The following is a 25,050-nucleotide window of genomic DNA, read 5'->3' on the forward strand; positions in this document are numbered from 1 at the left end:
TCTTTTTAGTTTATTTGTTTACTAGTTTATAGGTTTTTCAACCATAAACTATATTGTTTATTTTCTAACTAATTATGTTTAACATTTTTTCCGTTGCTTTGATGGCCGATACAGTTTGATCAGAATCTAAGCCCCTTGTTTTAAACTCCTTATTGGTATTCTTCCATGTTATGACGGTTTCACACAAAGCATCAGAATGACTTCCTGGAGGAATCCTAACGGCATAATCTATTAAATCTGGTAAGTGGAGTTTTTTGTTTTTGTAAATACGTCTTAAAGCATTCATAAAGGCATCAAACTGTCCATCTCCTTGTGCATTTTCTTCAAAGGTTTCACCATGGATGGATATGGAAATAGTTGTTGAAGGCTTTAGTCCCTTAGAATGTGTTAGTACATACGAATTTACCTTAACATTCTCTTTGTATGAATAACTATCTAAAACATCCGATATTATATAAGGTAAATCTTCTTTAGTAACTACCTCTTTTTTATCACCTAACTCAATAATACGCTGTGTAACTTTTTTTAAATCTTCATCATTAAGTTGGAGTCCTAATTCTTGTAAATTCTTTTGAATATTGGCTTTCCCTGAGGCTTTTCCTAAAGCATACTTACGGGTTCTACCAAAACGTTCTGGCATTAAATCGCTAAAATAGAGATTCTTTTTGTTGTCGCCATCGGCATGAATACCTGCTGTTTGTGTAAACACATTAGCACCAATGATGGGCTTATTGGCAGGAATCATGACGCCTGAAAAGGTTTCGACCAACTTACTTACTGTATATAGTACTTTTTCATTTACATCGATTGCTATGTGCGGCATAAAGTCGTTAATAACAGCAATTGTACTCGCCATTGGCGCATTACCTGCACGTTCACCCATGCCATTTACAGTAAGGTGTAGACCATCGGCCCCTGCATTTAGAGCGCCTACAACATTTGCAACTCCTAAATCATAATCATTGTGCGCATGAAAATCAAAATGTAAATCAGGATATTTGTCTCTAATCTCTTTTACAAAATCATAAGATTCGTTGGGGGTTAATATTCCCAACGTATCTGGTAACATAATACGCACAACAGGTTGCGTTTCTAAAAACGCTAAAAACTCAAAGACATAGTCTTTAGAATTGCGCATACCGTTGCTCCAATCCTCTAAATAAACATTGGTTTCAATGCCCTTTTCTTTAGCTAACAGTATGGTTTCGGCTATTTCTTTAAAATGCTGATTAGCAGTTTTTTTTAGTTGGTATGTTAAATGATTTAATGAACCTTTAGTTAATAGGTTTTGAACCTTAGCTCCTGCCTCAACCATCCAATCAATAGATATGCCTTTATCAACAAACGTTAATACTTCAACCTTATCTAAATACCCATTTTCCTTGGCCCATTGGGTTACGTTCTTAACGGCTTGAAACTCGCCTTCAGATACTCTTGCCGATGCAATTTCAATACGGTTTACCTTTAATTCTTCTAAAAGAAGTTTAGCTATTGTTAACTTTTCTGAAGCAGAAAACGACACACCTGATGTTTGTTCGCCATCACGTAATGTCGTATCCATTATTTCAATTCGCTTTGCTGTCATTTATAGTAGCAAACCATTTGCAAAGGTTTCTATTTCACCTTTTATATTTTGTAAATAATCAATATCATCAAACCCGTTTAGCATATTTTCTTTTTTATAGCTATTGATCTCAAAAGATTCTTGGGCTCCTGTTGAAAGAATGGTAATAGTTTGATTTGGTAAATTTACCTCTATTTCAGTGTTTGGGTCGTCGTAAACAGCATTGAATATCTGTTCTGAAAACTCTGGACTAACTTGAACCGGTAGTACACCAACATTTAAACAGTTGTTTCTAAAAATATCTGCAAAGAAGCTAGATACCACACAACGAAAACCATAATCATACACAGCCCAAGCAGCATGCTCTCTTGAAGATCCCGAACCAAAGTTTTTACCTCCTACCAATATTTTTCCAGAATAAATAGGATTGTTTAGAACAAAACTTTCTTTTGGAGTATCGTCATTATTATATCTCCAATCGCGAAATAAGTTATCACCAAAACCTTCTCGCTTTGTCGCTTTTAAAAAACGTGCTGGTATAATTTGATCAGTATCAACATTTTCTAGCGGTAACGGTACCGCAGTACTTGTTAGTATATTAAATTTATCGTAAGCCATTATTTTTGCTTTTGGCCATTGGCTTTTGCCTCTGGCTAGTATTATTATTTATAATTTATCTTTATTGCTTTATGGCAAATGACTAAATGTCAATAGCGCCACAACTATTACAATAATTCTCTAGGATCTGTAACCACGCCTGTTACAGCAGCAGCGGCTGCCACAAGTGGACTTGCTAATAAAGTTCTAGATCCTGGTCCTTGTCTTCCTTCAAAGTTTCTGTTTGAGGTACTTACCGCATATTTACCAGCAGGAACTTTATCATCGTTCATGGCCAAACATGCCGAACATCCTGGCTGCCTTAGTGTAAACCCTGCTTCAGTAATAATGTCCAGAATTCCTTCTTCTTTTATTAAAGCCTCTACTTCATGCGACCCTGGTACTAACCAAGCCGTAATATGATCTGCTTTTTTCTTGCCTTTAACAATTGATGCAAAGGCCCTAAAGTCCTCTATTCTACCATTGGTACAGCTTCCTAAAAATACATAATCGACTTTTTTGCCAATCATGGAATCGTTTTCATTGTAGCCCATATACTCCAATGATTTTTTATAAGTTGCTACCCCACCTTCAACAGCCTCTGCATTAGGGATTTGTTTTGAAATACCAATACCCATCCCTGGATTGGTTCCATAAGTTATCATGGGCTCTATATCTGCAGCATTCAGTGTTAACTCTTTGTCAAAAACAGCATCAGCTTCTGTTTTTAAGGTTTTCCATTGTGCAACAGCGGTATCCCAAGCTTCACCTTTAAGTGATAAGGGCTTATCTTTTAAATAATTAAAAGTAGTTTCATCAGGCGCAATCATACCACCGCGGGCACCCATTTCTATAGATAGGTTACAAACAGTCATACGACCTTCCATGGTCATATTTTCAAAAACATCTCCAGCATATTCCACAAAATAGCCTGTTGCACCAGAAGTTGTTAATTGCGATATAATATATAACGCAACATCTTTGGGCGTAACTCCTTTACCCAATTGCCCATTTACATTAATACGCATCTTTTTGGGTTTAGGCTGCATAATACATTGTGTTGACAATACCATTTCTACCTCCGAAGTTCCAATACCAAATGCTATGGCACCAAAAGCTCCATGTGTAGATGTATGCGAATCACCACAAACTATAGTAGCTCCCGGAAATGTAATACCGTTTTCAGGACCTACCACATGCACAATACCATTTTTTTGGTGGCCAAGGCCCCAGTGGCTTATACCATATTCATTAGAGTTGTCTTCTAAAGCTTTTAATTGTTTTGCCGATAATGGATCCTCGACTGGTAAGTGTTGGTTTATGGTTGGTGTGTTATGATCGGCCGTGGCAAATGTACGCTCAGGGTATAACACTTTTAGCCCTCTACTTTTTAAGCCTAAAAATGCTACTGGACTCGTAACTTCATGGATAAAATGACGGTCTATGAAAAGCACATCTGGTCCGCCCTCAATTTTCCTGACTACATGTGAATCCCATACTTTATCGAACAATGTTTTACTCATATATATTGTTATTTAATTTTAAATCTTGATGAAATTAGTTTTGGCCAAGGTTTATAGTGCCAAAAGGCTGACAAAGTTATGAAAAACTCCTTCTTTATTTAGCATTTAGCAATACTTAAGAGGCTTAGGGGATATATTTTTATAAAATTATTAATGGAATTAAAAAAAATCGATGATATTTTAATAGAATAGCATTATTGGTTATAAATTTTAATGTTGCATATCTATTCGTTATTTTAATCTATCGGCGACATATTCTACTTCTGTTTTTCCATGAGGTTTTGATTTTCCATCTGGCCCTAAATTCACCATAACAATATTAGAAATTGTAATAATGGTTTCGTGGGTCATTTTATTTCTTACTTCGCTACTTAGTACTATGGAGGCTTTGCCAAACTTAACTACCTCAATACCAATTTCTACAATATCACCTTGCCGAGCCGATGCTTTAAAATCTATCTCACTCATGTACTTGGTAACTACTTTTTGATTTTCTAGTTGTATAATAGCATATAAGGCGGCTTCTTCATCAATCCATTCTAATAATCGTCCTCCAAACAAGGTGCCATTGGGGTTTAAATCTTCGGGTTTAACCCATTTTCTAGTGTGAAATTTCATTGATTGTTGTTATTGTTTTTATAATAGTTTTACTTGTGGGTCTTCATTAGGTATTTTAAGTGAATATCCCATAGTGGCATTTACCTGTTTTATAAAATACGCAGAAAGTAGCGGCGATTCTTTTTCGATATTTTGATGGATGAAAAAATTAATTTCCTTGATACCTTGGTTTTTCCAATCTGCCAACCGTTCTAACCACGCATCCAATCTGCTATAATCACTAGCATGGTTTGCACCAACATAACGCACAAAGGCAGTTGCATTGGTCAATCGCATATGCATAATATCCCGCCTTCCAGCAGAATCAACAATTATATTGGATATATCATTAGATTCCAAAAGATGGTACAAATCGTTTGCAACAGCTATATCATTGTACCAATCGGTATGTCTAAATTCAATTGCCAGTGGAATCTCCTTTGGCCAGCTTTCAACAAACCCCACCACCCTATCAAAATCTTTAGGAGCAAAATTATTGTGCATCTGTAAAAATACAGTTCCTAATTTTTCTTTTAAATTAGAGGCGTTGTACAAATAATGCTCAACAACTGTTTTAGTGTCCTGCAACCGTTTCCAATGACTTATTTCTTGATTTAGTTTTGGAAAAAACTTAAATCCTTCAGGGGTTTTATTATACCAAGTAGCAAATTGCTCGGCTGGGAAAATCCTGTAAAATGTGGCATTTAATTCAATGGCATTAAACTGGCGCGAATAATATTCTAATTCATCTTTAGTGCCCCGTGGATAAAACCCTTTTAAATCAGCTTTATTCCATTTAGCGCATCCAACATATAGCTCTGGGATGTTGTCGTCCTTAAATTTACCCAGCACCCTCACTGTTTCTGGATGATCTGGTGGCAAGGTAAAGTCTATGTCTTGAGGATTATCTACACGTCCGAATTTCATGGTTTTACTTTTGTAGCTAGATTACAAAGATACAAAGTGATACCAATTTCATTGGCAGATAGTCCATTTTGTTGATAAACCAGTTAACAATTATAACGCCCACAAATATTTTACACTTCAATATTCAATATTTTTAACAAAACTCTTTTGATTATGAACTCACGACAACTTAGCTTAAAAACCATTCGCCCTGAAATTATTAGCACAACAATCAATGAGAACATGAGTAATGATGAGCGTTTTCAAAATTTAGTGCTACGGCCCATCGTTAAACTTCAAAACGATTTACTCAATGAAGTTTTTAGAAATTATGTTTCAAAACACAAAATGGTATTTTATGATTTATCTCTAGAAAAACGGATTGACTACATTGAAAATGCCATTATAAAGGATATGAAATTTCGTAATTCTTTGAAAGGCATGATTATAGGCATGTTTACTGTTGAAGAATATTTAATTTATATACAAAACTCATCCGCCTTGAACAAGCGTATGATGCAGATTGTAAAAGAACGCCTAATTAGCAACATTCAACTATTTGAAAGACCGGAAATTCTTAAGGCTATTTGATTAAAAAATCAACATGATTTTTTTACCAAGTTGCTTTCCTAAAATGACATGCGCATCTTAGGTTGCCGTTATGCTTATGTCTCCGCTGTGATGTGCGCACATGGCGATGGAGACTTGCGCATGTCTCTTAGTGCCTATAAACACTAATGCTTTCAGAGGTTTTTTTGGTTTTTTATTCTATATCAAAGATACGCCATTTAAGTCGGTAGTAAGTACTTCACTCATATAATCAAAATATGGCCGAATGGCTTTAAAGGAACTATTTACATCATTAATAAATTCTTCGCTTAGCACTTGTTTGTCTGTATACTTCTTAACAAAAATATATTGTTTCTTCTTTATTAAATCAATGGCTTTATGGTCTTTACTAAATCCCTTTGGAGCTGTCTTCACTTCGTCGCCAACAATATCACCCCAAATGCTTTTAATAGATTTATTGTTAAGTACCTTACGCATAAAGCTGTCGTCTATCTCAAATTCTTTTCTAATACGTAACAAGTCTGCAGGTGCTGGCTCCCAAAAGCCTGTTGCTATAAAACTTTCATTATTAGGCTGAATATGCAAATAGTACCCTCCTCTCAACTTTGGTTTGGTTCTATGGAAAGCACCACCAAAATGAGTTTTATAAGGTAGTTTGTTCTTTGAAAAACGCACGTCTCGGTAAATACGGAACATTTTTAGCTTATCTATGTCATCATGCGCCTTTAAATGTTGTAATACATTGCTGTAAAATGATTTTACATCTTTTTCTATACTTTTAAATTCTGATTTATGATCATTAAACCAGTCTCGATTATTATTTTTTTCAAGTTTTTTTAAGAAATCAAATACGGAATTAGAGATTGTTGTGCTCATTTTATTAAAGTAATTTATGATATTTCGCTGACCATTGAATAGCTTGTTTTAATACTTTTCTATAATTAGAATCTGTATATGCACTAGGGCCATGTCCGCTTTGTATATATACAATTTTGGACTTTCCATAGCTATTTATCCATGCTAAAAAAGGAATCGAACTTTTGTTATTTGTTTTTAAAATAGGTATTACATCTGGCAATAGAATACAATTACCATAGGTTTCGTCCATTATTGTCCAATCATTTATGCCTTTAACAATTGGATGGCTTACATCTGCAATGGTAATGTCTATGGTAACATCATGCTCATAAGTTGAGGCATGCTCTCCCTTGTGTGTAAACTTGCCTCCAATAATATTAGTGAATTCTGGCCAATCTTGGTAAGATACTAAGCTATGATGCAAAAATATCATAGCAGTACCTTTATTTAATAAATCTATGTATGCACTTTTTTGAGACTCATTTATATCATTATACATATCATAAAATACTATGACATCAAACTTATTAAGGTTTCCTTTTTCAATTAAAATATTACCTTGTGGCTGGATGACCTCCTCATAAGTAATGTTATCAAAATCATTAAATATGTCAAAAAATGCTGTTTGTTCAAAATCATGCCCTCCAGTTACAATTAATATGTGCAAAGATGGATTACTCTCCTGGGAAAAACCAAAAACCCAAAAAAATATAAAAAACAACTTTAGGATATATTCCATTTAAAGTTTGATTTAACATTACAGTTGCCTAAAAATACAAAAAGCTCAGACTTATTAGAGCTTTTTAAGATTGTTTTAAGTTTAAGTAACTTTCTGTTGCCAATAATGCGCTCCTTGTTGTTAGCAACGGGCTACCGGTTATTGATAATGTAGTACTCGTTACCAATAACGCCTTGCTTGTTATTAGTAACTACCTGTTTGTTGCCTGCAATGCTTCTTGATTATTGATAACGCAAGGCTTGTTACTAACAACGTCCTGCTCGTTATTAACAACCACTTGCTTGTTAACAATAGCATTAAAACATTATTAGCAACACATTCCAGATTGGTGTTAACGTAAAGCTTGTTACTAATAACACAGACAGCAAATGTAGTTGTCAACTTTATTGAAAGTCAATGTTTTTAAGAATAAGTCCTGATGCTGGAGCAATATACTCCATTTTAACAAAGTGATCTTGTTTTAAGCTGTATTCTATGTCAGATAAAGTGAGTTTGTGTTTGCCTAAATCAATTAGGGTACCCATCATCAATCGTATTTGATTGCGCATAAAACCCTTTCCTTTAACGCGAAGTAAATATGAGGTTTCGGGAAAGTAGTTTGCAGTATAGATGGTATTCTCTACAATTTCACAAGTTAATATGTTTCGGGTATACACACCGTTATCAGTTGGCTTAAAACAATAGGATTTAAAATAGTGTTCCCCTTCAAAGCACTTGGCGCCTTGTTTCATAAGGTCTATATCCAAATCCTCTAATATAGTTGTCATGATAGGTGCGCAAAATGGATGGCATTTTTCACCAAATGTAAATAGATATAAATACTCTTTAGTCTTAGAATGGTTTATAATATTAAAGTTAGCATCAACCTCTTTGATGGCAAGGGCTCGAATATCTTGTGGTAAATTATAATTGAACAGTTTTAAAAAAGCCTCTTGGTCTTCTAGTGGCTCGGACAAAAACAATTCAAAAGCAGCACTCTCGGCTGAAACCATTGCGTCGGTTCTACCTGAACTTAGACTTTTAAAAGGCTTGCCTTCTAAAATAAAGTTTAGGGTTCTATCTACCATTAGGTGCAATGTTTTAACATCGGGTTGCTTTTGCCAGCCATGAAAACGGTACCCTAAATACTGAATGGTAATAACGTAAAAGTATTTTTTCATCATTTTAAGAAGCTGGAAAAGTAAGTTATTTATTATTTATGGCAAAAAATTTATAACTTGTATTCCATTAAATTAATCAACTAAAATTTAAATTATGACTACAAGCACAAAAAACAAACCGCCATTTTGGTTTTGGATTGTTAGCGCTTTTGCATTGTTTTGGAATGCCATGGGCGTTAACCAATATTTAGGACAGGCTTATAACACAGAGCGTTGGCGCTCTGCCTTAACGGATGAACAGTTAGAAGTTATTTCGAATATGCCCGCATGGCTAACGGCTGCTTTTGCCATAGCTGTTTTTGCCGGTGCTATAGGAAGTTTGGGGCTTTTGCTTCGAAAAAAATGGGCCTATTCATTATTGGTTTTATCATTATTGGCCGTTATCATTCAAATGGGCTATATTATAATTCAAGGACATTCTGAGAATATGGGCATGACCTTAAGTATTATCGTATTTGCTATCTTTTTAGTTTGGTTTTCTAAAAAGTCCGTTTCTAAAGGCTGGATTGCCTAGCTAAATATCCAAATAAAAGCAAAAAGGCATTGGAGTTTCCAATGCCTTTTTGCTTTTATTTGTGACGCCCTTTTAATTCCTTTTCTATATCTTTTAAAGTAAATCCTTTGGCTTGTAACAACATCAAATAATGAAACAACAGGTCAGCAGACTCATATAAAAACAAGTCGTCGTTATTATCCATAGCTTCAATGACCGTTTCAACAGCCTCCTCGCCTACTTTTTGTGCAACTTTATTAATGCCCTTAGAAAAAAGGCTCGCCACATACGAATTACCAGTATCTTTGTTTGCAACACGTTCTGCAATAACAGTCTCTAAAGTTGAGAAAAAACCGTAAGTCGATTTATTTTCTTCTCCCCAACAATTATCGGTACCCTTGTGGCACACGGGCCCTACGGGATTCACCAACACAAGTAAGGTATCGTTGTCACAATCATTTTTAACAGCAACAAGATTTAAAAAGTTACCACTTTCTTCACCTTTAGTCCAAAGCCGCTGTTTGCTTCTACTGTAAAAGGTTACTTGCTTTGTCTCAACTGTTTTTTTATAGGCAGCTTCATTCATGTACCCCAACATTAATACTGTTTTGGTAGTAGCATCTTGAATAATGGCAGGAACCAGTCCGTCTGTATTGTATTTAATTGTCATAACCGTATTTCTATATGGTGTTTTTTTAATTCTTTTTTTAGATCAGGAATGGGTATTTCACCAAAATGAAATACACTAGCTGCCAACGCAGCATCTGCTTTACCATCCTTAAAAGCATCAATAAAATGCTGTACAGTACCAGCGCCTCCTGAAGCAATAATGGGAATGTTCAACATTTCAGATAATTTAGCTAATGCTTCATTGGCAAATCCATTTTTAGTACCATCATGATCCATAGAAGTAAATAGAATTTCTCCAGCGCCACGTTTTTCTACTTCTTTGGCCCATTCAAACAAATTAATTTCGGTAGGTATACTGCCACCTGCTAGGTGCACTTTCCATTGACCATTTATTTGCTTGGCATCGATGGCAACCACAACACATTGGCTTCCAAATTTGTCTGCCAACTCATTAACTAATTCTGGCCTTTTGACGGCTGACGAATTGATAGACACCTTATCGGCACCACACTGTAACAAATCGTCCACATGTTCAATGGAAGATATACCTCCACCAACAGTAAAGGGTATATTGACTTGTTCTGCTACATGCAATACCATGTCCAATGTTGTGGCTCTACCTTCTAAGGTAGCCGATATGTCTAGAAAAACCAGTTCGTCAGCACCAATATCTGCATATTGCTTGGCTAATTCTACAGGGTCTCCAGCATCACGTAAATCGACAAAATTAACGCCTTTTACGGTACGGCCATTTTTAATATCTAGGCAAGGTATTATTCGTTTTGTCAACATTCTTAAACAAATTTTTCCAATTGTTTTAAACTTATTCGGTTTTCATATATCGCTTTCCCTATAATAACACCTTCGCAACCTATAGCTTTAAGTACTGGTAGCTCGTCTATAGAAGAAATACCACCAGAGGCTATAAGTTTAATAGATTGATCATTGCTACTATTGGTGCATTCTGAAATGATTTGCCTATACAAATCCACCGATGGCCCTTCTAGCATACCATCTTTAGATATATCTGTACAAATAACATATTGAATACTTTTCTTTTGATAGGATTTTATAAACGGAATCACATCTTCCTGGCTTTGCTCCATCCAACCACTTATGGATACTTTGCCATTATCGCTATCTGCTCCTAAAATAATTTTGGTTGCGCCGTATTTTGATATCCAGCCTTCAAAGGTTTTAGGGTCTTTAACGGCAATGCTCCCTCCTGTTATTTGCTTGGCTCCAGAATTGAATGCTATATGTAAATCTTCATTGGTTTTTAAACCTCCTCCAAAGTCAATCCTCAAACTGGTTTTAGATGCAATTTGTTCCAATACCTTATAGTTAACAATATGTTGGGCTTTGGCACCATCTAAATCCACTAAATGTAAATATTCGATACCCGAAGCTTCAAACATCTTAGCAACTTCTAAGGGGTTTTCGTTATATACTTTTTTGGTTTCATAATCGCCTTTGGTAAGGCGTACACACTTTCCCTCTATAATATCAATGGCTGGTATTATTCTCATTTTATAGTTCTAAAAAGTTTTTTAAAATTTGTTCACCTGCTAAACTACTCTTTTCTGGATGAAATTGAACCCCATAAAAGTTATTATGTTTTAAAGCCGATGCATAATTCAATCCATAATCAGTTGTGGCAATGGTCTCAGTGCAATGTTCGGCATAATAGCTATGTACTAAGTACATATATGCATTTTCCTTGACACCCTTAAACAAATTAGATTTAAGATCTTTTATAACATTCCATCCCATCTGTGGAACTTTTACTTGATTGTTAAAACGTTTCACCTTGGTTTTAAATACACCTAAACCTTTCGTATCACCTTCCTCGGTATATTCACATAACAATTGCATGCCTAAACAAATACCTAATACGGGCTGTTTTAATATTGGTATAAGAGCATCCAAACCTGATGCCCTAAGCATGGCCATAGCACTACTCGCTTCACCCACTCCCGGAAAAATAATTTTATCGGCTGCTAGAATCTCTTGCGGATCATTAGACAATACCGCTTCTACACCCAATCGCCTAAATGCAAATTGAATACTTTTTATATTCCCAGCGCCATAATTTATTATAACTAATTTCATTTTATTTACGAGTTACAATTTTAGATTTACGATTTGCAGTAAATTGTAAATCTGAATTCTAAATATTAAAGCATTCCTTTTGTTGATGGCAAAATCATTTTTTCAACATCACGTTTCACGGCCATTTTTATGGCTTTGGCAAATGCTTTGAATATGGCTTCAATTTTATGGTGCTCATTGGTGCCTTCAGCTTTTATATTCAAATTACACTTGGCACCATCGGTAAACGATTTAAAAAAGTGATAGAACATTTCTGTTGGCATCTTACCAATCATTTCACGTCTAAATTCCGCTTCCCAAACCAACCAATTTCTACCTCCAAAATCAATAGCAGCTTGTGCATAACAATCATCCATAGGCAAGCAAAAGCCATAGCGCTCTATGCCTAATTTGCTGCCCAGTGTTGAATGAAACAATTCACCAAGCGCAATAGCAGTATCTTCAATTGTATGGTGCTCATCTATCTCTAAATCACCATCTACATTAATCTCTAAATCCAATTGCCCATGTCTAGAAATTTGATCTAGCATATGATCAAAAAAGGCCAAACCGGTATTGATGTTACTTGTACCCGTACCATCTAAATTTAATTTGATGGCTATTTTGGTTTCATTGGTGTTCCTTACAATTTTGCCAGTACGAGCTTCTACTTTTAAAAAGGTATAAATGGATTCCCAATCATTAGTCTCAAGAGCTATATAATCATTTAAGGCTTCATGCTTTACAGTAATTTCATCGGTTCCTAAATAAGTTCCATCATTAATATAGATGCCTTTAGCGCCTAGGTTTTTAGCTAATTCTACATCTGTAAGACGGTCTCCTATTACAAATGAGTTCTCTAAATCATAATCTTTTGAGAAATACTGAGTCAACAAACCTGTATTGGGCTTTCGTGTGGGTGCATTGTCCTTAGCAAACGTCCTATCTATAATTTGCTCTTTAAATTTAATTCCTTGATCTTCAAAACTTTTTATAATGAAATTGTGAACAGGCCAAAATGTATCCTCAGGAAATGCTTCAGTTCCTAACCCATCTTGATTGGTAACCATTACCAATTCAAAATCCAATTCTCTAGCTATTTTTCCTAAATATTCAAATACTTTGGGGTAGAATTCCAATTTTTCAAAGGCGTCTATTTGCTCATCTGCAGGTTCTTTTATAATGGTTCCGTCTCGATCTATAAATAATATGCGTTTCATTTGCTATTTTATTGTTTTTTATTTGGCCTCCCGATAACTATCGGGAGGAACACCTTTAATAATCATATTTATACAATACTAATGTAATTATCATGAATGTTTCATTCTATGTCTTTTAAAGTCTTTATTAATTGGCTATTTTCTTCTGGTGTTCCCACGGTAAAGCGTAAAGTGTTTTCACAGCCTGGCTGCGTGGTTCTATTTCTAATCACTATCCCTTTTTCAATCAATTGGTTGTAGCGTTTATTAGCATCATCTACTTTCACTAATACAAAATTGGCATCAGATGGATATATTTTTGAAATGTAACCTATGGATTCCAATCCAGCAACCATGGTTTTACGTTCTTTTAAAATCTTTTCTATTTGATTTTTGGCTAAATCCTTAATACTTAAAACGTCTATAGCTTTTTGCTGTGTTAACTCATTGATGTTGTATGGTGGCTTAATGGTATTTAAGACAGAAATGATATATTCTGATGCGTAACAAATTCCTAAACGAATGCCTGCCATACCGTAAGCCTTGGATAAGGTTTGTGTGACAATTAAATTAGGGTATTGTGTTAATTTGGTAACCCAACTGGTTTCTCTTGAAAAATCAATGTAAGCTTCATCGATCACAACAATACCTTTAAAATTTCTTACTAAGGTTTCAATGGCTTCTGCACTAAAGCTATTTCCAGATGGGTTGTTGGGAGAACATATAAACAATAATTTGCTACTGCTATCAGCAGCTTGCAATATGGTTTCAACTTGTGGTTGAAAATCAATATCTAAGTTAACTTTCTTAATACTTATAGCATTTAAATTGGCTAGCACTTCATACATGCCATAGGTTGGCGGTAAAGTAATAACGTTATCTTGATTGGGCTCACAAAACGCTCTAAATATTAAATCCAGTACTTCATCACTTCCATTGCCCAAAAGTATATTTTTAGTTGGTATCCTTTTAATTTTGGACAATAAGGTTTTGAGTGACCGCTGCTGTGGATCGGGATAACGGTTTACACCATTTTCAAAAGGATTTTCGTTTGCATCTAAAAATACCATATTACTTGGCACGCCTTGAAATTCATCACGAGCGGATGAATAAGGTTTCAATGCCTTAATACTTGGCCTTATTAAATCTTGAATATTCATTGTTTTAAATCCTTTAGTCTAATTGATACTGCATTTTTGTGTGCTTGCAACCCTTCTGCTTCTGCCATAAGCTCTATAGTGTTTCCTATATTTAACAACCCTTCTTTGGTAATTTTTTGAAAGGTCATACTCTTTAAAAAACTATCTAAGTTAACACCTGAATAGGCTTTTGAAAACCCATTGGTTGGCAAAGTATGATTAGTTCCTGAAGCATAATCTCCCGCACTTTCTGGCGTATAATTACCTATAAACACCGAACCTGCGTTGATAATTCCATTAATGTAAAAATCTTCATTTTCTAAACATATAATAAAATGCTCTGGTCCATATTCATTAATTAACTCCAGTGCCAAGGCATCATTTTCTACATAAATCAATTTAGAATTAGCAATCGCTTTCTCTGCAATGGCTTTACGAGGAAGCTCTTGTATTTGTACTTCAACTTCCTTTGCAACACGCTTAATCAATTCATTGGATGTTGACACCAAGATAACCTGACTATCTGTGCCGTGTTCTGCTTGACTCAGTAAGTCTGATGCAATATACGATGCATTAGCTGTTCCATCGGCCACTACCAATAACTCACTTGGTCCTGCAGGCATATCAATAGCCACCCCATATTTGGTTGCTAATTGTTTGGCTACCGTTACAAACTGGTTGCCAGGACCAAAAATTTTATATACTCCAGGAATGGATTTAGTACCAAAGGTTAATCCTGCAATAGCTTGTATTCCCCCAACTTTTATAATTTTGGTTACACCACATATTTGTGCTGCAAATAAAATTTCTGGAGCCAATGTGCCCGCTTTGTTTGGTGGCGAACATAGTACAACCTCTTTACAACCTGCAATTTGGGCCGGTACGGCTAGCATTAAAACGGTTGAAAACAATGGTGCTGTTCCTCCTGGAATGTACAAACCTACTTTTTCAATAGGACGTTTTTCCTGCCAGCATTTTACACCACTTGTGGTTTCTACCTTAAGCTTTGGGGTTTTTTGTGAAGCGTGAAAGGTGCTTATATTTTGCTTTGCTGCTTCAATGGCTTGCTTTAGCTCCTCTGGAACACTAGCAATGGCCTTTTCTATCTCATTGGTGGTAACGATGTTAGACTCCAATGAAACTCCATCAAACTTATAAGTATATTGTTTTATGGCCTCATCACCTTTATCTTGTACATCAGCAAAAATTTGATTTACAATAGTTTCAATATCTCCAACTGTTTGCGTTGGTCTTTTCAATATTTGTGACCATTCTTTTTTATTTGGACTTTCAATTATCTGCATAGCAACTTCTATTAAAGTACCATTTTTTCTATAGGACATACCAAGATGCCTTGAGCTCCTTTGGCTTTTAACTCGTCAATAACATCCCAAAACTCATTTTTACTAATAACCGAGTGAATTGAGCTCCACCCTGCTTCGGCTAAAGGTAAAACGGTTGGACTCTTCATTCCTGGCAATACATTAATAATATCTTGAACTTTGTCATTGGGTGCATTTAGCAATACATACTTAGATTCGCGTCCTTTTAAAACAGATTGAATTCTAAATTGAATTTTATCGAGTATTGCTTGCTTTTCTTTATCTATGATTGGGGACACCGCCAATACAGCCTCTGATTTTAAAATGGTTTCAACTTCTTTTAAATTATTTTTAAACAAAGTGCTTCCACTGGAAACGATATCACAAATAGCATCGGCAAGACCAATGTTTGGAGCAATTTCTACCGATCCGTTAATGATGTGAATATTAGCAATAATACCATTTTCATCTAAATAGTTTTGCACGGTATTAGGATAGGACGTTGCGATACGTTTGCCTTCTAAATCGCCAATTCCTTTATATTTCATAGCTTTTGGTACCGCTATACAAACACGGCAGGTTGAAAAACCAAGTTTTTCGGCAATGCCTATGCCCTCACCTTTTTCTATTAAAACATTTTCACCAATAATAGCGGCATCAACTACGCCATCTTTTAAGTATTGTGGAATGTCTCCATTTCTTAGATAAAAGACTTCTACGGGAAAATTTCTTGCAGATGCTTTTAATTGGTCTTTTCCATTATCAATAGAAATACCAATATTTTTCAATAATTCCATGGAGTCATCGTGTAAACGACCTGCTTTTTGTACTGCTATTCTTAATTTACTCATTGTTAATTTTTTATGAGTTTGAAACAATCTTACGGGGTTAAAAATTAAAAACCCGTTTGATTGTCTCAAACGGGTTTATAAAATATGTTGAATTTATTCAATACATTTTCACTTCGCTTGAGGGCAAATTTGAAAATGATGGTGATGTGATTGAATAAAAGTCATTCTTTTGTTTTTATTTCTATGCAAATATCTATAATTAATGTTAATTTTTCCAAATTATTTTTAAAAATATTATTCGTATTTATTATTATTTAGTTTTAGGGCTTAAATATTATTTAAAATTCGAAAAAACACGAATAAACACTAAATTATTTTATTGCTAAAATTATTGATTTCCTAAAATAATAGGCATACCACTATCCCCAGAACCTATAACAATTACTTTACTGTTTGATGATTCTGATAATTTAACGGTTGCTTCTATACCTTTATCTTGTAAAATTTTATCTGTTAAGGAAGCACTTAATATTCTATTAGCATCGGCTTTACCTTGTGCTTCAATAATAACTTTTTCGGCTTCTTTTTGTGCGGTAACCAACCTAAACTCATACTCTAATGATTCTTGCTCTTGTTTCAACTTACGCTCAATGGCATCTTTTATGGTATTTGGCAAAGTAACATCACGAACTAATATTTCGTTTAATTGTACGTATTGATTTTCTAAAATCTTCTTGGTTTCAACAAATATTTCATCTTGAATAGCATCTCGCTTGCTAGAATATAATTGTTCTGGTGTATAACGCCCAACTACACTACGTGCTGCACTACGAATAGCTGGCTGTATAACACGCTGTAAATAATTTTCCCCTAGCGATTGGTGCAATCTGCCTAAATCGTTATAAACAGGTTGGTACCATGCTGATGCATCAATTTGAATTTCCAATCCGTTAGAGGATAAAACTTTCATTTTTTCAAAAAGTTCCTGTTGGCGTACTTCATAAACTATAACTTTGTTCCATGGTGCTACAATATGGAATCCCTCTCCTAAAGGCGGTTCGTCTACAACCACACCTTTATCAAATATTTTGTACAAAACACCTGCCTCTCCTGAGCCTACTGTGACCGTAGATTTGGATAATAGTATGATTACAACTATGAGTGTTAAAATTATTGGTAATGCAATTTTTGGTAATTTTTCCATTATTATATAGTTTTAATTAATTTCTATTTATATTCAAAAGTCGATCGTTAGGATATTAAAGCTTACCTTGATTAACTAATTGTCCTCCATCTATTGTTAATATTTGTCCTGAGGTTGTGTTTGCGTCTGCTGCCAAATAAACTATACCTTTTGCAATGTCTTCAGGTTGGGATGTTCTATTAATAAGAGAAGCCTTTTCAATATCTTTTTTAACGGATTCGTATCTTTCTCCCAAAAAACCCCTAGTCCATCTAGTTTGAATAAAACCTGGGCAAATACCATTTACTCTAACATCTGGCGAAAGGGCATGCGCAAGAGACAGAGTCATGGTTGACAACGCTCCTTTTGAAGCAGCATAAGCAATAGAGCTCCCTACTCCAGATATAGCACTAATGGAAGATATATTAACAATAGAACCATTTACTTTTTTTAAAAAAGGCACAGAGAATTTAACCATTTGATAAGCTCCAATTACATTCACTTCGTATACCTCTTGAAAATCATTTTTATTAAGCCCTTCCAGATTATTGTAATTGCAATATTTAGTTGTTCCTGCATTATTGACTAATGCATCAATTCTTCCAAAAGTATTAATTGTTTCTTCAACTATTCGCTTACAATCTTCTTCATTAGCCACATTTGCCTGACATACAAAAGCATCAACCCCAATCTTTTTACATGTTTCTGCTAACTCGTATGCTTGAGTTTTATTTTTGGAGTAATTGATAACAACATTCCACCCTCTTTTAGCAAATTCAATACAAGCTGCTGCACCAACTCCAGACGACGATCCTGTTACAAGAGCAGTTTTAATTTCTTTATCCATTATATTAATCCGTTATATTTTCGTAACAGCCATTCTATAGCTAGACTTATAGCTATTATAACCAGTAAGTATTTCCAGTCTATCAAAGGTAAACTATTTTTATGGCTTTTTTGAATACTAGCAAACCGATTGTCATTTAGCAAGCGTTCCTCTAGTGGTTCCAAGTGATCTATGAAAAAGGTTTCACCATGGGTATTAGTAGCAAGTTGCTTTAGTTTTGTTACATTAGCATTTAAGAATTGTTGTTCTATGTTATACTCCAATATCCTAAAATTGCCTGATTGGGATATATTTTCATTGGTAGCACGTACCGTAAAACTGTATTCCGATGGCGGTAATGTACTTAAATCTACCTGATAATTATTGTTTTTAAGTATAAAAGGAAAGGTCTTGGAAACGTTGGAACTTTTATTTTTGACTGTTATGTTTAAAGTTTCCCTAGCATCAAACACATAGTTTTTATCAAAAAACCCAGCTTTTATAATAATATTGGAATTACCATTATAAAAAGATTCATATTCTAAAGTCAACCTGCTTTTTAACTTATTAGAAGCTAGATATTGAATGATTTTACCAATGAAATCATCAAATTGATTAAAAGACATTGTATTTATATAGCTTTGGGCACGCCACTGCCAAATATTTTCTCCAAACAATACAGCTTCTCTCCTACCATCGATTTCAAAAGTAGCCAACAACGGATCATCAAGTTCAACATTATTTATGCTTTTGTATAAAATGGTCTCAAATGGCACATTAAATGACGTTGAACCATAATGTGTGTTTAATGGCGGAAAGGACTCAAAATCAATATTATCAATAAGAAAGGGTGTGTAGTTTTGATTTAATATGGCTTGGTATTCCTCTGTTTGATTTGTTATTTCATAAACATAATAGGCATTGTTGCTGTTTAGAAAATTCAAATCGGTTTTAGTACCAATAATAGAAAACCTGTTTTTGTTTTCTGAGTTTAAAAGTGACAAAATTTTATTAAATCGACTATTTGGCTGATACAAAACAACTAATTGAAAGTCGTTTATTTGATTTATTATTTCTAGCGAATTAAAAAATTCAACCGAACGTTGCTCGTTACTTTCAATACTTTTTTTTAATGCTCCTAAATCTGGGTGACTAAAATCGCTAACTATAGCCACTTTTGTTTTTTGGTTAATAACTTCAACAGCAAAATTTTTAATATTATTAACTGTGTTCTTTTCACTTGCCAATGGCTCTATGGTAGCCTTGTAAACTTGTACCCCTGTTTTATTGGCAGGTAAGGTAAAATTAATAAGTTTTGAATTATTATCTTTAGTAAAATTAACTGCCTTGGAATACACAATGGCATTACCACTTCTAACTGTAAATTGTGAGTTGATTGATTTGTTTCCATTATATACAAGGATAACCTCAATTGGAAAATTATTTTTTAAATAGGCGTATTTATTAACATTTAATTGCTGAATCTTTAGGTCGGTATAAGTAATTGTATCTCCTAAAATAACAGGGAATATAGGTTGCTTGCTGATATCTGATTTACTTATCCCATAATCGCTGCCATAGGTTTGGTTACCATCGGTAATAACTAATATAGGCGCTATGGATTGTTTATATATTTGGGATAATTGATTAAGAGCTTGACTTATATTTGTTTCTTTTTCACTAAAACTTAGCGAGTCAAGAATTTTCAGGTTTTCACCTAAGGTATAATAATCTATTTGAAACTTGTTACTTAATGCAGCATTATTGGACAGCTTTTCAACTAATGCGGTAACCTTTTTATCTTGTTCTAAGTACTTTACAGATTTTGAATTATCTATGGCAATAGCCAAATGGGGTTTTTCGGTTGTTAGAACTACTTGTTCAAATTTCGGATTTATTAACAACAGTACTATTGAAAAGATTGTAATAAACCTTAAAAACAAAAAAAGCACGTTTAGTTTTGTCATGCTTTTTTTGTTTTTTATATACTGTAATTTTGCCAATATAAATGCACTAACTGCAGCAAGTATAATATATAATAGCGTTTCTATTTGCATTTATGATCAGCGATTTTTTTGCAACTTATTATTAAGTTAACATACCTCCATCTACGTTTAATGTTTGTCCTGTAACATAAGCACTCATGTCACTGGCTAGAAAAACACAAACATTTGCAACATCTTCTGGTGTTCCTCCTCGTTTTAAGGGAATCCCAGCACGCCATCCTTCAACAACGGCTTCGTCTAATTTTGCTGTCATTTCTGTTTCTATAAAACCTGGAGCTACTACATTGCTTCGTATGTTACGCGACCCTAATTCCAATGCTACAGATTTTGAGAAACCAATAATTCCAGCCTTTGATGCTGCATAATTTGTTTGTCCTGCATTTCCTTTAACTCCAACAACGGAACTCATATTAATTATAGATCCTTTGCGCTGTTTTAGCATGGTACGCTGTACGGCCTTTGTCATGTTAAAAACTGACTTTAGGTTGACTTCAATAACTGAATCAAAATCTTCTTCGCTTATTCGCATTAATAAATTATCTTTTGTAATACCAGCATTATTTACCAATACATCAATACTTCCAAATTCGGCTACAACATCTTCTGCTAATTTTTGTGCTTCATCAAAACTAGCTGCATTACTTTTATAGCCCTTGGCTTTTACACCCAATGCATTTAATTCTTTCTCTAGTTCATTGGCGGCTTCTACTGAGGAACTGTAGGTAAATGCAATATTGGCTCCTTGGGCTGCAAATGTTTGTGCAATCCCTTTACCAATACCCCTACTGGCTCCTGTTATTATAGCGGTTTTACCTTCTAATAATTTCATGTGTTTTAATTTAGTTTATGAATTTATGGGTTTTTAAATTTACTTTTCCAAATGCAATCAAATATAACAAATACTCATTGCAACAAATAAAAAAACCTCACAAATTCTTGTGAGGCTTATGAATATTTATAGTTGTTGTTAAGCCAACACCTCTGCTACTTTTTTACCAATTTCGGCAGGAGAATCTACAACATGGATACCACATGCTCTCATAATTTTTTTCTTGGCTTGCGCAGTATCATCGCTGCCACCAACGATAGCACCGGCATGCCCCATGGTTCTTCCTGCTGGCGCTGTTTCGCCTGCAATAAACCCGACAATTGGTTTTTTACTTCCACTTGCCTTGTACCAGTTGGCTGCATCTGCTTCCAATTGTCCACCTATTTCACCAATCATTACAACTGCTTCGGTTTCTGGATCATTTATCAATAACTCTACAGCTTGCTTGGTTGTTGTTCCTATAATAGGATCGCCACCTATTCCAATGGCCGTAGTTATTCCTAAGCCTTGCTTTACAACTTGGTCTGCCGCTTCATAGGTTAATGTTCCAGACTTAGAAACGATACCTACTTTTCCTTTTTTGAAAACAAAACCTGGCATAATACCAACTTTAGCTTCTTCTGGTGTGATTACCCCAGGGCAGTTAGGACCTATTAATCGACAGTCCTTATTTTTTATATAATTTGATGCAGTAATCATATCTGCAACAGGAATTCCTTCTGTAATTGTAATAATAACTTTAATGCCGGCATCTGCAGCTTCCATAATGGCATCAGCAGCAAATGCTGGTGGTACAAAAATAATAGTAGTATCTGCTCCTACTTCATTTACAGCATCTAAAACGGTATTGAATACCGGTCTGTCTAAATGCGTTTGACCTCCCTTTCCTGGTGTTACACCACCTACTACATTCGTTCCATACTCAATCATTTGGCTTGCATGAAATGTGCCTTCACTTCCCGTAAAGCCTTGAACGATTATTTTTGAATCCTTGTTTACTAAAACACTCATTTTTTTATTATTTATTTGAATAAAGCTGCACAAAAATACTTTTTTTGATTATACTTTTAGCAGCATTTCAGATTTATTTTTTTGTTTTTAAATGCTCAATAATTTCTGGTATTTGCCTTATAGAGGCCAACTCTTTATATTTCTTCCTAATATCTTCTGCTGGTGTGCCAAAATAGCTTTTACCCCCCTCTAGAGATTTGCTTATGCCTGCTTGTGCCAAAAGCACCGCTTTACTACCTATTGTAATTCCGCTGGTTATGCCTACCTGTCCCCAAATGGTAACTTCATCTTCAATAACCACGCAACCTGCAATACCTACTTGTGAGGCTATTAAGCATTTTTTTCCAATAATGGTATCGTGACCTATCTGTACTAAATTATCAATTTTGCTGCCTTCTTTTATTGTGGTATCACCTGTAACACCTCTATCTATAGTACATGAAGCTCCTATATCAACATTGTTTTCTATAACAACCCGCCCACATGATTTTAATCTATCAAAACCTTCTGGTCTATTTTTATAGTAGAATGCATTAGCTCCTAAAACAGTACCCGCATGGATGGTAACGTTATCACCAATAATTGTATCGTCATATATACTTACATTGGAATGTATTATTGAGTTCTTACCAATAACTACATTATGACCAATAAAACAATTGGGCTGAACAATCGAACCCACTCCTATGGCAGCAGAGTCTGAAATTTGACTCGAAGCATGTTTAAAGGGTTTAAAATGGTTGGTTAATTTATTGAAATCCCTAAAAGGGTCATCACTCACTAACAAAGCTTTGCCTTCTGGACATCCCACTTGCTTGTTAATCAAAACAATGGTTGCGGCTGAATTTAATGCCTTGTCATAGTATTTTGGATGATCTACAAATACGATATCTCCAGCCTCAACAACATGGATTTCATTCATTCCCAAAACGGGAAAATCTTCGCTTCCAACAAAATCGCAATCTATTAAACTTGCTATTTGCTTAAGGGTGTATGCTTTCGGAAATTTCATTCGTATTCTCAATTAGTTTAAATGAGCCATTTATGTATTCAAAGGAGTTTTCAAATTTACCAATACGTTCGTACAATGTCCAATTCATCAACATAAATATCTCTGCTTCTCCTTCAATGAAGGCCACAACATAAGCAGCCTTTACTTTTTCTATTTCACCAAAAACTTTTATCTGTCTAGCAGGCCTATTATTTATTTTTGCTAAACCATATTCTTGAATACTAGCATTCAATAAGTTTTCACCAAACATTATCTTTTGGACATTTTTATAATTTTCTATTAATGGTAAGCCATCATCATACTCTCCAAATTGCTTAAACGTATCTACAAAAACATTTTTGTCTTCCTGTATTATAACAAAATAAGCCTCTTTGAAAATGTTAGCATATCCAAATGAAGCGTCTGGATGCAATTGAGTTGCTGGCTTCATATAGTTAGGCAAATCTATTTGAAATAAACTATCTACACCAACAGTCATGTAATTAGACTCAGATGTGGATACTAGTGTTTTATTTGACTCATTTGAAATTGCATTTCCTGCCTCTCTAATAAGATCTACACATGAAGCAAAAAGAATAAAAAAGAGTAAACTTAAAACGCCTTTTTTCATGAATGCTATTCCTTAACGCGTTCTTTGTAAGTGCCTTTATCGGTTTCAACCTTTATTTTGTCTCCTTCATTGATAAATAAGGGTACATTTACGGTGGCCCCTGTTTCAACGGTAGCTGGTTTAGTTGCGTTGGTAGCAGTATTTCCTTTAACACCAGGTTCGGTAGCTGTTACTTCTAAAATAACACTTGCTGGCATCTCAACTGAAAGAGGCATATTGTCTTCTGTATTTATGATAACAGTAACAACTTCTCCTTCTTTCATTAAACTGGGATTATCTAAAGCTGATTCTGTTAATTGGATTTGCGTGTAATCTTCAGTATTCATAAAGTGATAGTATTCTCCATCATTATACAAAAACTGAAATTTATGGGTTTCTACACGAACATCATCTAGTTTATGACCTGCCGAAAATGTGTTATCAATGACTTTCCCATTGGTAACGCTTTTCATTTTTGTTCTAACAAAGGCTGGACCTTTGCCTGGTTTAACATGCAAAAACTCTATGATTTTATAAATATCATTATTATATCTTAAACACAATCCGTTTCTAATATCACTTGTTGTCGCCATATTGCTACTATATAAGTTTTTATTATTAAAATTAATTTGATTTGAAATATCCCTTCATGATTCCACGATGCGAGTTTTTAATAAACTGCAGTATTTCATCACGCTCTGGTGTTGCTTCCATTTCTGCTTCTATAATTTCTGAAGCCTGTGTATTATTATAGTTTTTCTGATAAAGAATTCTATAAATATTTTGGATTTCCCTAATCTTTTCAGTTGTATAGCCACGTCTTCTTAGCCCTACGGAATTAATTCCAACATAAGAAAGTGGTTCTCTTGCAGCCTTAACATAAGGGGGCACATCTTTCCTTACCAAAGACCCTCCCGTTACAAAGGCATGGTTCCCTATGGAGACAAATTGATGAACGGCGGTCATACCAGCCAATACAACATAATCGCCAACGGTAATATGTCCAGCTAAAGTACTGTTGTTTGAAAAAATACAATTGTCGCCTATCACACAATCATGTGCTATATGGCAATATGCCATAATTAAACAATTATTACCAACTACGGTTTTCATTTTATCTGCTGTACCTCTGTTTATTGTAACACATTCCCTTATAGTAACATTATCACCAATTTCTACAGTGGTTTCTTCATCGTTATATTTTAAATCTTGTGGAATGGCAGAAATTACAGAACCAGGGAAAATGCTGCAGTTTTTTCCAATGCGGGCACCTTCCATAATGGTAACGTTGCTACCTATCCAGGTTCCCTCACCAATTTTTACATTGTTATTAATGGTTGTAAAGGGTTCTATAACAACATTCTTTGCTATTTTAGCGCCTGGATGGACGTATGCTAATGGTTGATTCATTTTTT

Annotated in this window: 27 protein-coding genes; 2 read left to right on the plus strand and 25 right to left on the minus strand. The window is 34.7% G+C overall.

What is annotated here, in order from left to right:
- Window positions 1-64: 64 nt before the first annotated feature.
- The 5 genes from AC5SR4_RS15335 to AC5SR4_RS15355 form a co-directional block, all read right to left on the minus strand.
- A complete protein-coding gene (locus AC5SR4_RS15335) occupies window positions 65-1,585 on the minus strand; it encodes a hydroxymethylglutaryl-CoA lyase-like TIM-barrel protein (RefSeq protein WP_495357157.1) in 1,521 nt (506 codons plus the stop codon).
- Complete coding sequence (gene leuD, locus AC5SR4_RS15340) at window positions 1,586-2,182, minus strand: 3-isopropylmalate dehydratase small subunit (protein ID WP_495357158.1); 597 nt, start codon at window positions 2,180-2,182, stop codon at window positions 1,586-1,588.
- Between the two features lie 107 nt (window positions 2,183-2,289).
- The gene (gene leuC / locus AC5SR4_RS15345; RefSeq protein ID WP_495357159.1) at window positions 2,290-3,684 is read right to left on the minus strand and encodes a 3-isopropylmalate dehydratase large subunit; all 1,395 of its coding nucleotides are present in this window, start codon (window positions 3,682-3,684) and stop codon (window positions 2,290-2,292) included.
- Window positions 3,685-3,915: 231 nt separating this feature from the next.
- Window positions 3,916-4,302, minus strand: a complete 387-nt coding sequence (locus AC5SR4_RS15350) for an acyl-CoA thioesterase (RefSeq protein WP_495357160.1) — start codon at window positions 4,300-4,302, stop codon at window positions 3,916-3,918.
- An 18-nt stretch (window positions 4,303-4,320) separates the two neighbouring features.
- Window positions 4,321-5,208 (minus strand): DUF72 domain-containing protein, encoded by an 888-nt coding sequence (locus AC5SR4_RS15355; protein WP_495357161.1) that lies wholly within the window; start codon window positions 5,206-5,208, stop codon window positions 4,321-4,323.
- A 153-nt stretch (window positions 5,209-5,361) separates the two neighbouring features.
- Here AC5SR4_RS15355 and AC5SR4_RS15360 point away from each other — a divergent pair, with 153 nt between their 5' ends.
- Window positions 5,362-5,778 (plus strand): glyoxalase, encoded by a 417-nt coding sequence (locus AC5SR4_RS15360; protein ID WP_495357162.1) that lies wholly within the window; start codon window positions 5,362-5,364, stop codon window positions 5,776-5,778.
- Between the two features lie 177 nt (window positions 5,779-5,955).
- Here the strand turns inward: AC5SR4_RS15360 and AC5SR4_RS15365 are convergent, their stop codons facing one another.
- The 3 genes from AC5SR4_RS15365 to AC5SR4_RS15375 form a co-directional block, all read right to left on the minus strand.
- A complete protein-coding gene (locus AC5SR4_RS15365) occupies window positions 5,956-6,633 on the minus strand; it encodes a DUF2461 domain-containing protein (RefSeq protein WP_495357163.1) in 678 nt (225 codons plus the stop codon).
- 4 nt (window positions 6,634-6,637) lie between these two features.
- A complete protein-coding gene (locus AC5SR4_RS15370; RefSeq protein ID WP_495357164.1) occupies window positions 6,638-7,354 on the minus strand; it encodes a ThuA domain-containing protein in 717 nt (238 codons plus the stop codon).
- 383 nt (window positions 7,355-7,737) lie between these two features.
- Complete coding sequence (locus AC5SR4_RS15375; protein WP_495359197.1) at window positions 7,738-8,514, minus strand: tRNA pseudouridine synthase A; 777 nt, start codon at window positions 8,512-8,514, stop codon at window positions 7,738-7,740.
- Between the two features lie 94 nt (window positions 8,515-8,608).
- On the opposite strand from AC5SR4_RS15375, the gene AC5SR4_RS15380 reads away from it, so the two are divergent.
- Complete coding sequence (locus tag AC5SR4_RS15380) at window positions 8,609-9,028, plus strand: hypothetical protein (protein ID WP_495357165.1); 420 nt, start codon at window positions 8,609-8,611, stop codon at window positions 9,026-9,028.
- Between the two features lie 55 nt (window positions 9,029-9,083).
- Here the strand turns inward: AC5SR4_RS15380 and hisIE are convergent, their stop codons facing one another.
- The 17 genes from hisIE to lpxA all read right to left on the minus strand — a co-directional run bounded on the left by hisIE (window position 9,084) and on the right by lpxA (window position 25,045).
- Window positions 9,084-9,677: a bifunctional phosphoribosyl-AMP cyclohydrolase/phosphoribosyl-ATP diphosphatase HisIE gene (gene hisIE, locus AC5SR4_RS15385; protein ID WP_495357166.1), complete on the minus strand. Its 594-nt coding sequence runs from the start codon at window positions 9,675-9,677 to the stop codon at window positions 9,084-9,086.
- Window positions 9,674-10,429, minus strand: coding sequence for an imidazole glycerol phosphate synthase subunit HisF (hisF, locus tag AC5SR4_RS15390; protein ID WP_495357167.1), 756 nt, complete (start codon window positions 10,427-10,429; stop codon window positions 9,674-9,676). The genes hisIE and hisF overlap by 4 nt, the downstream gene beginning before the upstream one ends.
- Window positions 10,430-10,431: 2 nt before the next feature.
- Window positions 10,432-11,166: a 1-(5-phosphoribosyl)-5-[(5-phosphoribosylamino)methylideneamino]imidazole-4-carboxamide isomerase gene (gene hisA, locus AC5SR4_RS15395; RefSeq protein WP_495357168.1), complete on the minus strand. Its 735-nt coding sequence runs from the start codon at window positions 11,164-11,166 to the stop codon at window positions 10,432-10,434.
- 1 nt (window position 11,167) lies between these two features.
- Window positions 11,168-11,749 (minus strand): imidazole glycerol phosphate synthase subunit HisH, encoded by a 582-nt coding sequence (hisH, locus tag AC5SR4_RS15400; RefSeq protein ID WP_495357169.1) that lies wholly within the window; start codon window positions 11,747-11,749, stop codon window positions 11,168-11,170.
- A gap of 65 nt (window positions 11,750-11,814) precedes the next feature.
- Window positions 11,815-12,948: a bifunctional histidinol-phosphatase/imidazoleglycerol-phosphate dehydratase HisB gene (gene hisB, locus AC5SR4_RS15405; RefSeq protein ID WP_495357170.1), complete on the minus strand. Its 1,134-nt coding sequence runs from the start codon at window positions 12,946-12,948 to the stop codon at window positions 11,815-11,817.
- Window positions 12,949-13,049: 101 nt separating this feature from the next.
- Window positions 13,050-14,087: a histidinol-phosphate transaminase gene (hisC, locus tag AC5SR4_RS15410; RefSeq protein ID WP_495357171.1), complete on the minus strand. Its 1,038-nt coding sequence runs from the start codon at window positions 14,085-14,087 to the stop codon at window positions 13,050-13,052.
- Window positions 14,084-15,370: a histidinol dehydrogenase gene (hisD, locus tag AC5SR4_RS15415; protein ID WP_495359198.1), complete on the minus strand. Its 1,287-nt coding sequence runs from the start codon at window positions 15,368-15,370 to the stop codon at window positions 14,084-14,086. Before hisD ends, hisC begins: the two co-directional genes overlap by 4 nt.
- An 11-nt stretch (window positions 15,371-15,381) precedes the next feature.
- Window positions 15,382-16,239, minus strand: a complete 858-nt coding sequence (gene hisG / locus AC5SR4_RS15420; RefSeq protein WP_495357172.1) for an ATP phosphoribosyltransferase — start codon at window positions 16,237-16,239, stop codon at window positions 15,382-15,384.
- Between the two features lie 328 nt (window positions 16,240-16,567).
- Window positions 16,568-17,383 (minus strand): prohibitin family protein, encoded by an 816-nt coding sequence (locus AC5SR4_RS15425; protein WP_495357173.1) that lies wholly within the window; start codon window positions 17,381-17,383, stop codon window positions 16,568-16,570.
- A 55-nt stretch (window positions 17,384-17,438) separates the two neighbouring features.
- On the minus strand, window positions 17,439-18,209 hold the full coding sequence (locus AC5SR4_RS15430; RefSeq protein ID WP_495357174.1) for an SDR family NAD(P)-dependent oxidoreductase: 771 nt from the start codon (window positions 18,207-18,209) through the stop codon (window positions 17,439-17,441).
- Window positions 18,209-20,155, minus strand: coding sequence for a VWA domain-containing protein (locus AC5SR4_RS15435; RefSeq protein ID WP_495357175.1), 1,947 nt, complete (start codon window positions 20,153-20,155; stop codon window positions 18,209-18,211). The genes AC5SR4_RS15430 and AC5SR4_RS15435 overlap by 1 nt, the downstream gene beginning before the upstream one ends.
- A gap of 121 nt (window positions 20,156-20,276) precedes the next feature.
- The gene (fabG, locus tag AC5SR4_RS15440) at window positions 20,277-21,023 is read right to left on the minus strand and encodes a 3-oxoacyl-[acyl-carrier-protein] reductase (RefSeq protein WP_495357176.1); all 747 of its coding nucleotides are present in this window, start codon (window positions 21,021-21,023) and stop codon (window positions 20,277-20,279) included.
- A gap of 138 nt (window positions 21,024-21,161) precedes the next feature.
- Window positions 21,162-22,034, minus strand: a complete 873-nt coding sequence (sucD, locus tag AC5SR4_RS15445; protein WP_495357177.1) for a succinate--CoA ligase subunit alpha — start codon at window positions 22,032-22,034, stop codon at window positions 21,162-21,164.
- A 73-nt stretch (window positions 22,035-22,107) separates the two neighbouring features.
- On the minus strand, window positions 22,108-23,046 hold the full coding sequence (locus AC5SR4_RS15450; protein WP_495357178.1) for a UDP-3-O-(3-hydroxymyristoyl)glucosamine N-acyltransferase: 939 nt from the start codon (window positions 23,044-23,046) through the stop codon (window positions 22,108-22,110).
- Window positions 23,018-23,656: a hypothetical protein gene (locus AC5SR4_RS15455; RefSeq protein ID WP_495357179.1), complete on the minus strand. Its 639-nt coding sequence runs from the start codon at window positions 23,654-23,656 to the stop codon at window positions 23,018-23,020. The genes AC5SR4_RS15450 and AC5SR4_RS15455 overlap by 29 nt, the downstream gene beginning before the upstream one ends.
- Window positions 23,657-23,661: 5 nt before the next feature.
- Window positions 23,662-24,228, minus strand: coding sequence for an elongation factor P (gene efp, locus AC5SR4_RS15460; protein WP_495357180.1), 567 nt, complete (start codon window positions 24,226-24,228; stop codon window positions 23,662-23,664).
- A gap of 31 nt (window positions 24,229-24,259) precedes the next feature.
- Window positions 24,260-25,045: an acyl-ACP--UDP-N-acetylglucosamine O-acyltransferase gene (gene lpxA, locus AC5SR4_RS15465; RefSeq protein ID WP_495357181.1), complete on the minus strand. Its 786-nt coding sequence runs from the start codon at window positions 25,043-25,045 to the stop codon at window positions 24,260-24,262.
- Between the last annotated feature and the right edge of the window lie 5 nt (window positions 25,046-25,050).

The organism is Aestuariibaculum scopimerae (genome assembly GCF_059428085.1).

What these genes read in the sequence shown, in the direction of transcription:
- AC5SR4_RS15335 (WP_495357157.1), bottom strand. Translation starts at nt 1,585, where the DNA reads ATGACAGCAAAGCGAATTGAAATAATGGATACGACATTACGTGATGGC.
- leuD (WP_495357158.1), bottom strand. Translation starts at nt 2,182, where the DNA reads ATGGCTTACGATAAATTTAATATACTAACAAGTACTGCGGTACCGTTA.
- leuC (WP_495357159.1), bottom strand. Translation starts at nt 3,684, where the DNA reads ATGAGTAAAACATTGTTCGATAAAGTATGGGATTCACATGTAGTCAGG.
- AC5SR4_RS15350 (WP_495357160.1), bottom strand. Translation starts at nt 4,302, where the DNA reads ATGAAATTTCACACTAGAAAATGGGTTAAACCCGAAGATTTAAACCCC.
- AC5SR4_RS15355 (WP_495357161.1), bottom strand. Translation starts at nt 5,208, where the DNA reads ATGAAATTCGGACGTGTAGATAATCCTCAAGACATAGACTTTACCTTG.
- AC5SR4_RS15360 (WP_495357162.1), top strand. Translation starts at nt 5,362, where the DNA reads ATGAACTCACGACAACTTAGCTTAAAAACCATTCGCCCTGAAATTATT.
- AC5SR4_RS15365 (WP_495357163.1), bottom strand. Translation starts at nt 6,633, where the DNA reads ATGAGCACAACAATCTCTAATTCCGTATTTGATTTCTTAAAAAAACTT.
- AC5SR4_RS15370 (WP_495357164.1), bottom strand. Translation starts at nt 7,354, where the DNA reads ATGGAATATATCCTAAAGTTGTTTTTTATATTTTTTTGGGTTTTTGGT.
- AC5SR4_RS15375 (WP_495359197.1), bottom strand. Translation starts at nt 8,514, where the DNA reads ATGAAAAAATACTTTTACGTTATTACCATTCAGTATTTAGGGTACCGT.
- AC5SR4_RS15380 (WP_495357165.1), top strand. Translation starts at nt 8,609, where the DNA reads ATGACTACAAGCACAAAAAACAAACCGCCATTTTGGTTTTGGATTGTT.
- hisIE (WP_495357166.1), bottom strand. Translation starts at nt 9,677, where the DNA reads ATGACAATTAAATACAATACAGACGGACTGGTTCCTGCCATTATTCAA.
- hisF (WP_495357167.1), bottom strand. Translation starts at nt 10,429, where the DNA reads ATGTTGACAAAACGAATAATACCTTGCCTAGATATTAAAAATGGCCGT.
- hisA (WP_495357168.1), bottom strand. Translation starts at nt 11,166, where the DNA reads ATGAGAATAATACCAGCCATTGATATTATAGAGGGAAAGTGTGTACGC.
- hisH (WP_495357169.1), bottom strand. Translation starts at nt 11,749, where the DNA reads ATGAAATTAGTTATAATAAATTATGGCGCTGGGAATATAAAAAGTATT.
- hisB (WP_495357170.1), bottom strand. Translation starts at nt 12,948, where the DNA reads ATGAAACGCATATTATTTATAGATCGAGACGGAACCATTATAAAAGAA.
- hisC (WP_495357171.1), bottom strand. Translation starts at nt 14,087, where the DNA reads ATGAATATTCAAGATTTAATAAGGCCAAGTATTAAGGCATTGAAACCT.
- hisD (WP_495359198.1), bottom strand. Translation starts at nt 15,370, where the DNA reads ATGCAGATAATTGAAAGTCCAAATAAAAAAGAATGGTCACAAATATTG.
- hisG (WP_495357172.1), bottom strand. Translation starts at nt 16,239, where the DNA reads ATGAGTAAATTAAGAATAGCAGTACAAAAAGCAGGTCGTTTACACGAT.
- AC5SR4_RS15425 (WP_495357173.1), bottom strand. Translation starts at nt 17,383, where the DNA reads ATGGAAAAATTACCAAAAATTGCATTACCAATAATTTTAACACTCATA.
- AC5SR4_RS15430 (WP_495357174.1), bottom strand. Translation starts at nt 18,209, where the DNA reads ATGGATAAAGAAATTAAAACTGCTCTTGTAACAGGATCGTCGTCTGGA.
- AC5SR4_RS15435 (WP_495357175.1), bottom strand. Translation starts at nt 20,155, where the DNA reads ATGACAAAACTAAACGTGCTTTTTTTGTTTTTAAGGTTTATTACAATC.
- fabG (WP_495357176.1), bottom strand. Translation starts at nt 21,023, where the DNA reads ATGAAATTATTAGAAGGTAAAACCGCTATAATAACAGGAGCCAGTAGG.
- sucD (WP_495357177.1), bottom strand. Translation starts at nt 22,034, where the DNA reads ATGAGTGTTTTAGTAAACAAGGATTCAAAAATAATCGTTCAAGGCTTT.
- AC5SR4_RS15450 (WP_495357178.1), bottom strand. Translation starts at nt 23,046, where the DNA reads ATGAAATTTCCGAAAGCATACACCCTTAAGCAAATAGCAAGTTTAATA.
- AC5SR4_RS15455 (WP_495357179.1), bottom strand. Translation starts at nt 23,656, where the DNA reads ATGAAAAAAGGCGTTTTAAGTTTACTCTTTTTTATTCTTTTTGCTTCA.
- efp (WP_495357180.1), bottom strand. Translation starts at nt 24,228, where the DNA reads ATGGCGACAACAAGTGATATTAGAAACGGATTGTGTTTAAGATATAAT.
- lpxA (WP_495357181.1), bottom strand. Translation starts at nt 25,045, where the DNA reads ATGAATCAACCATTAGCATACGTCCATCCAGGCGCTAAAATAGCAAAG.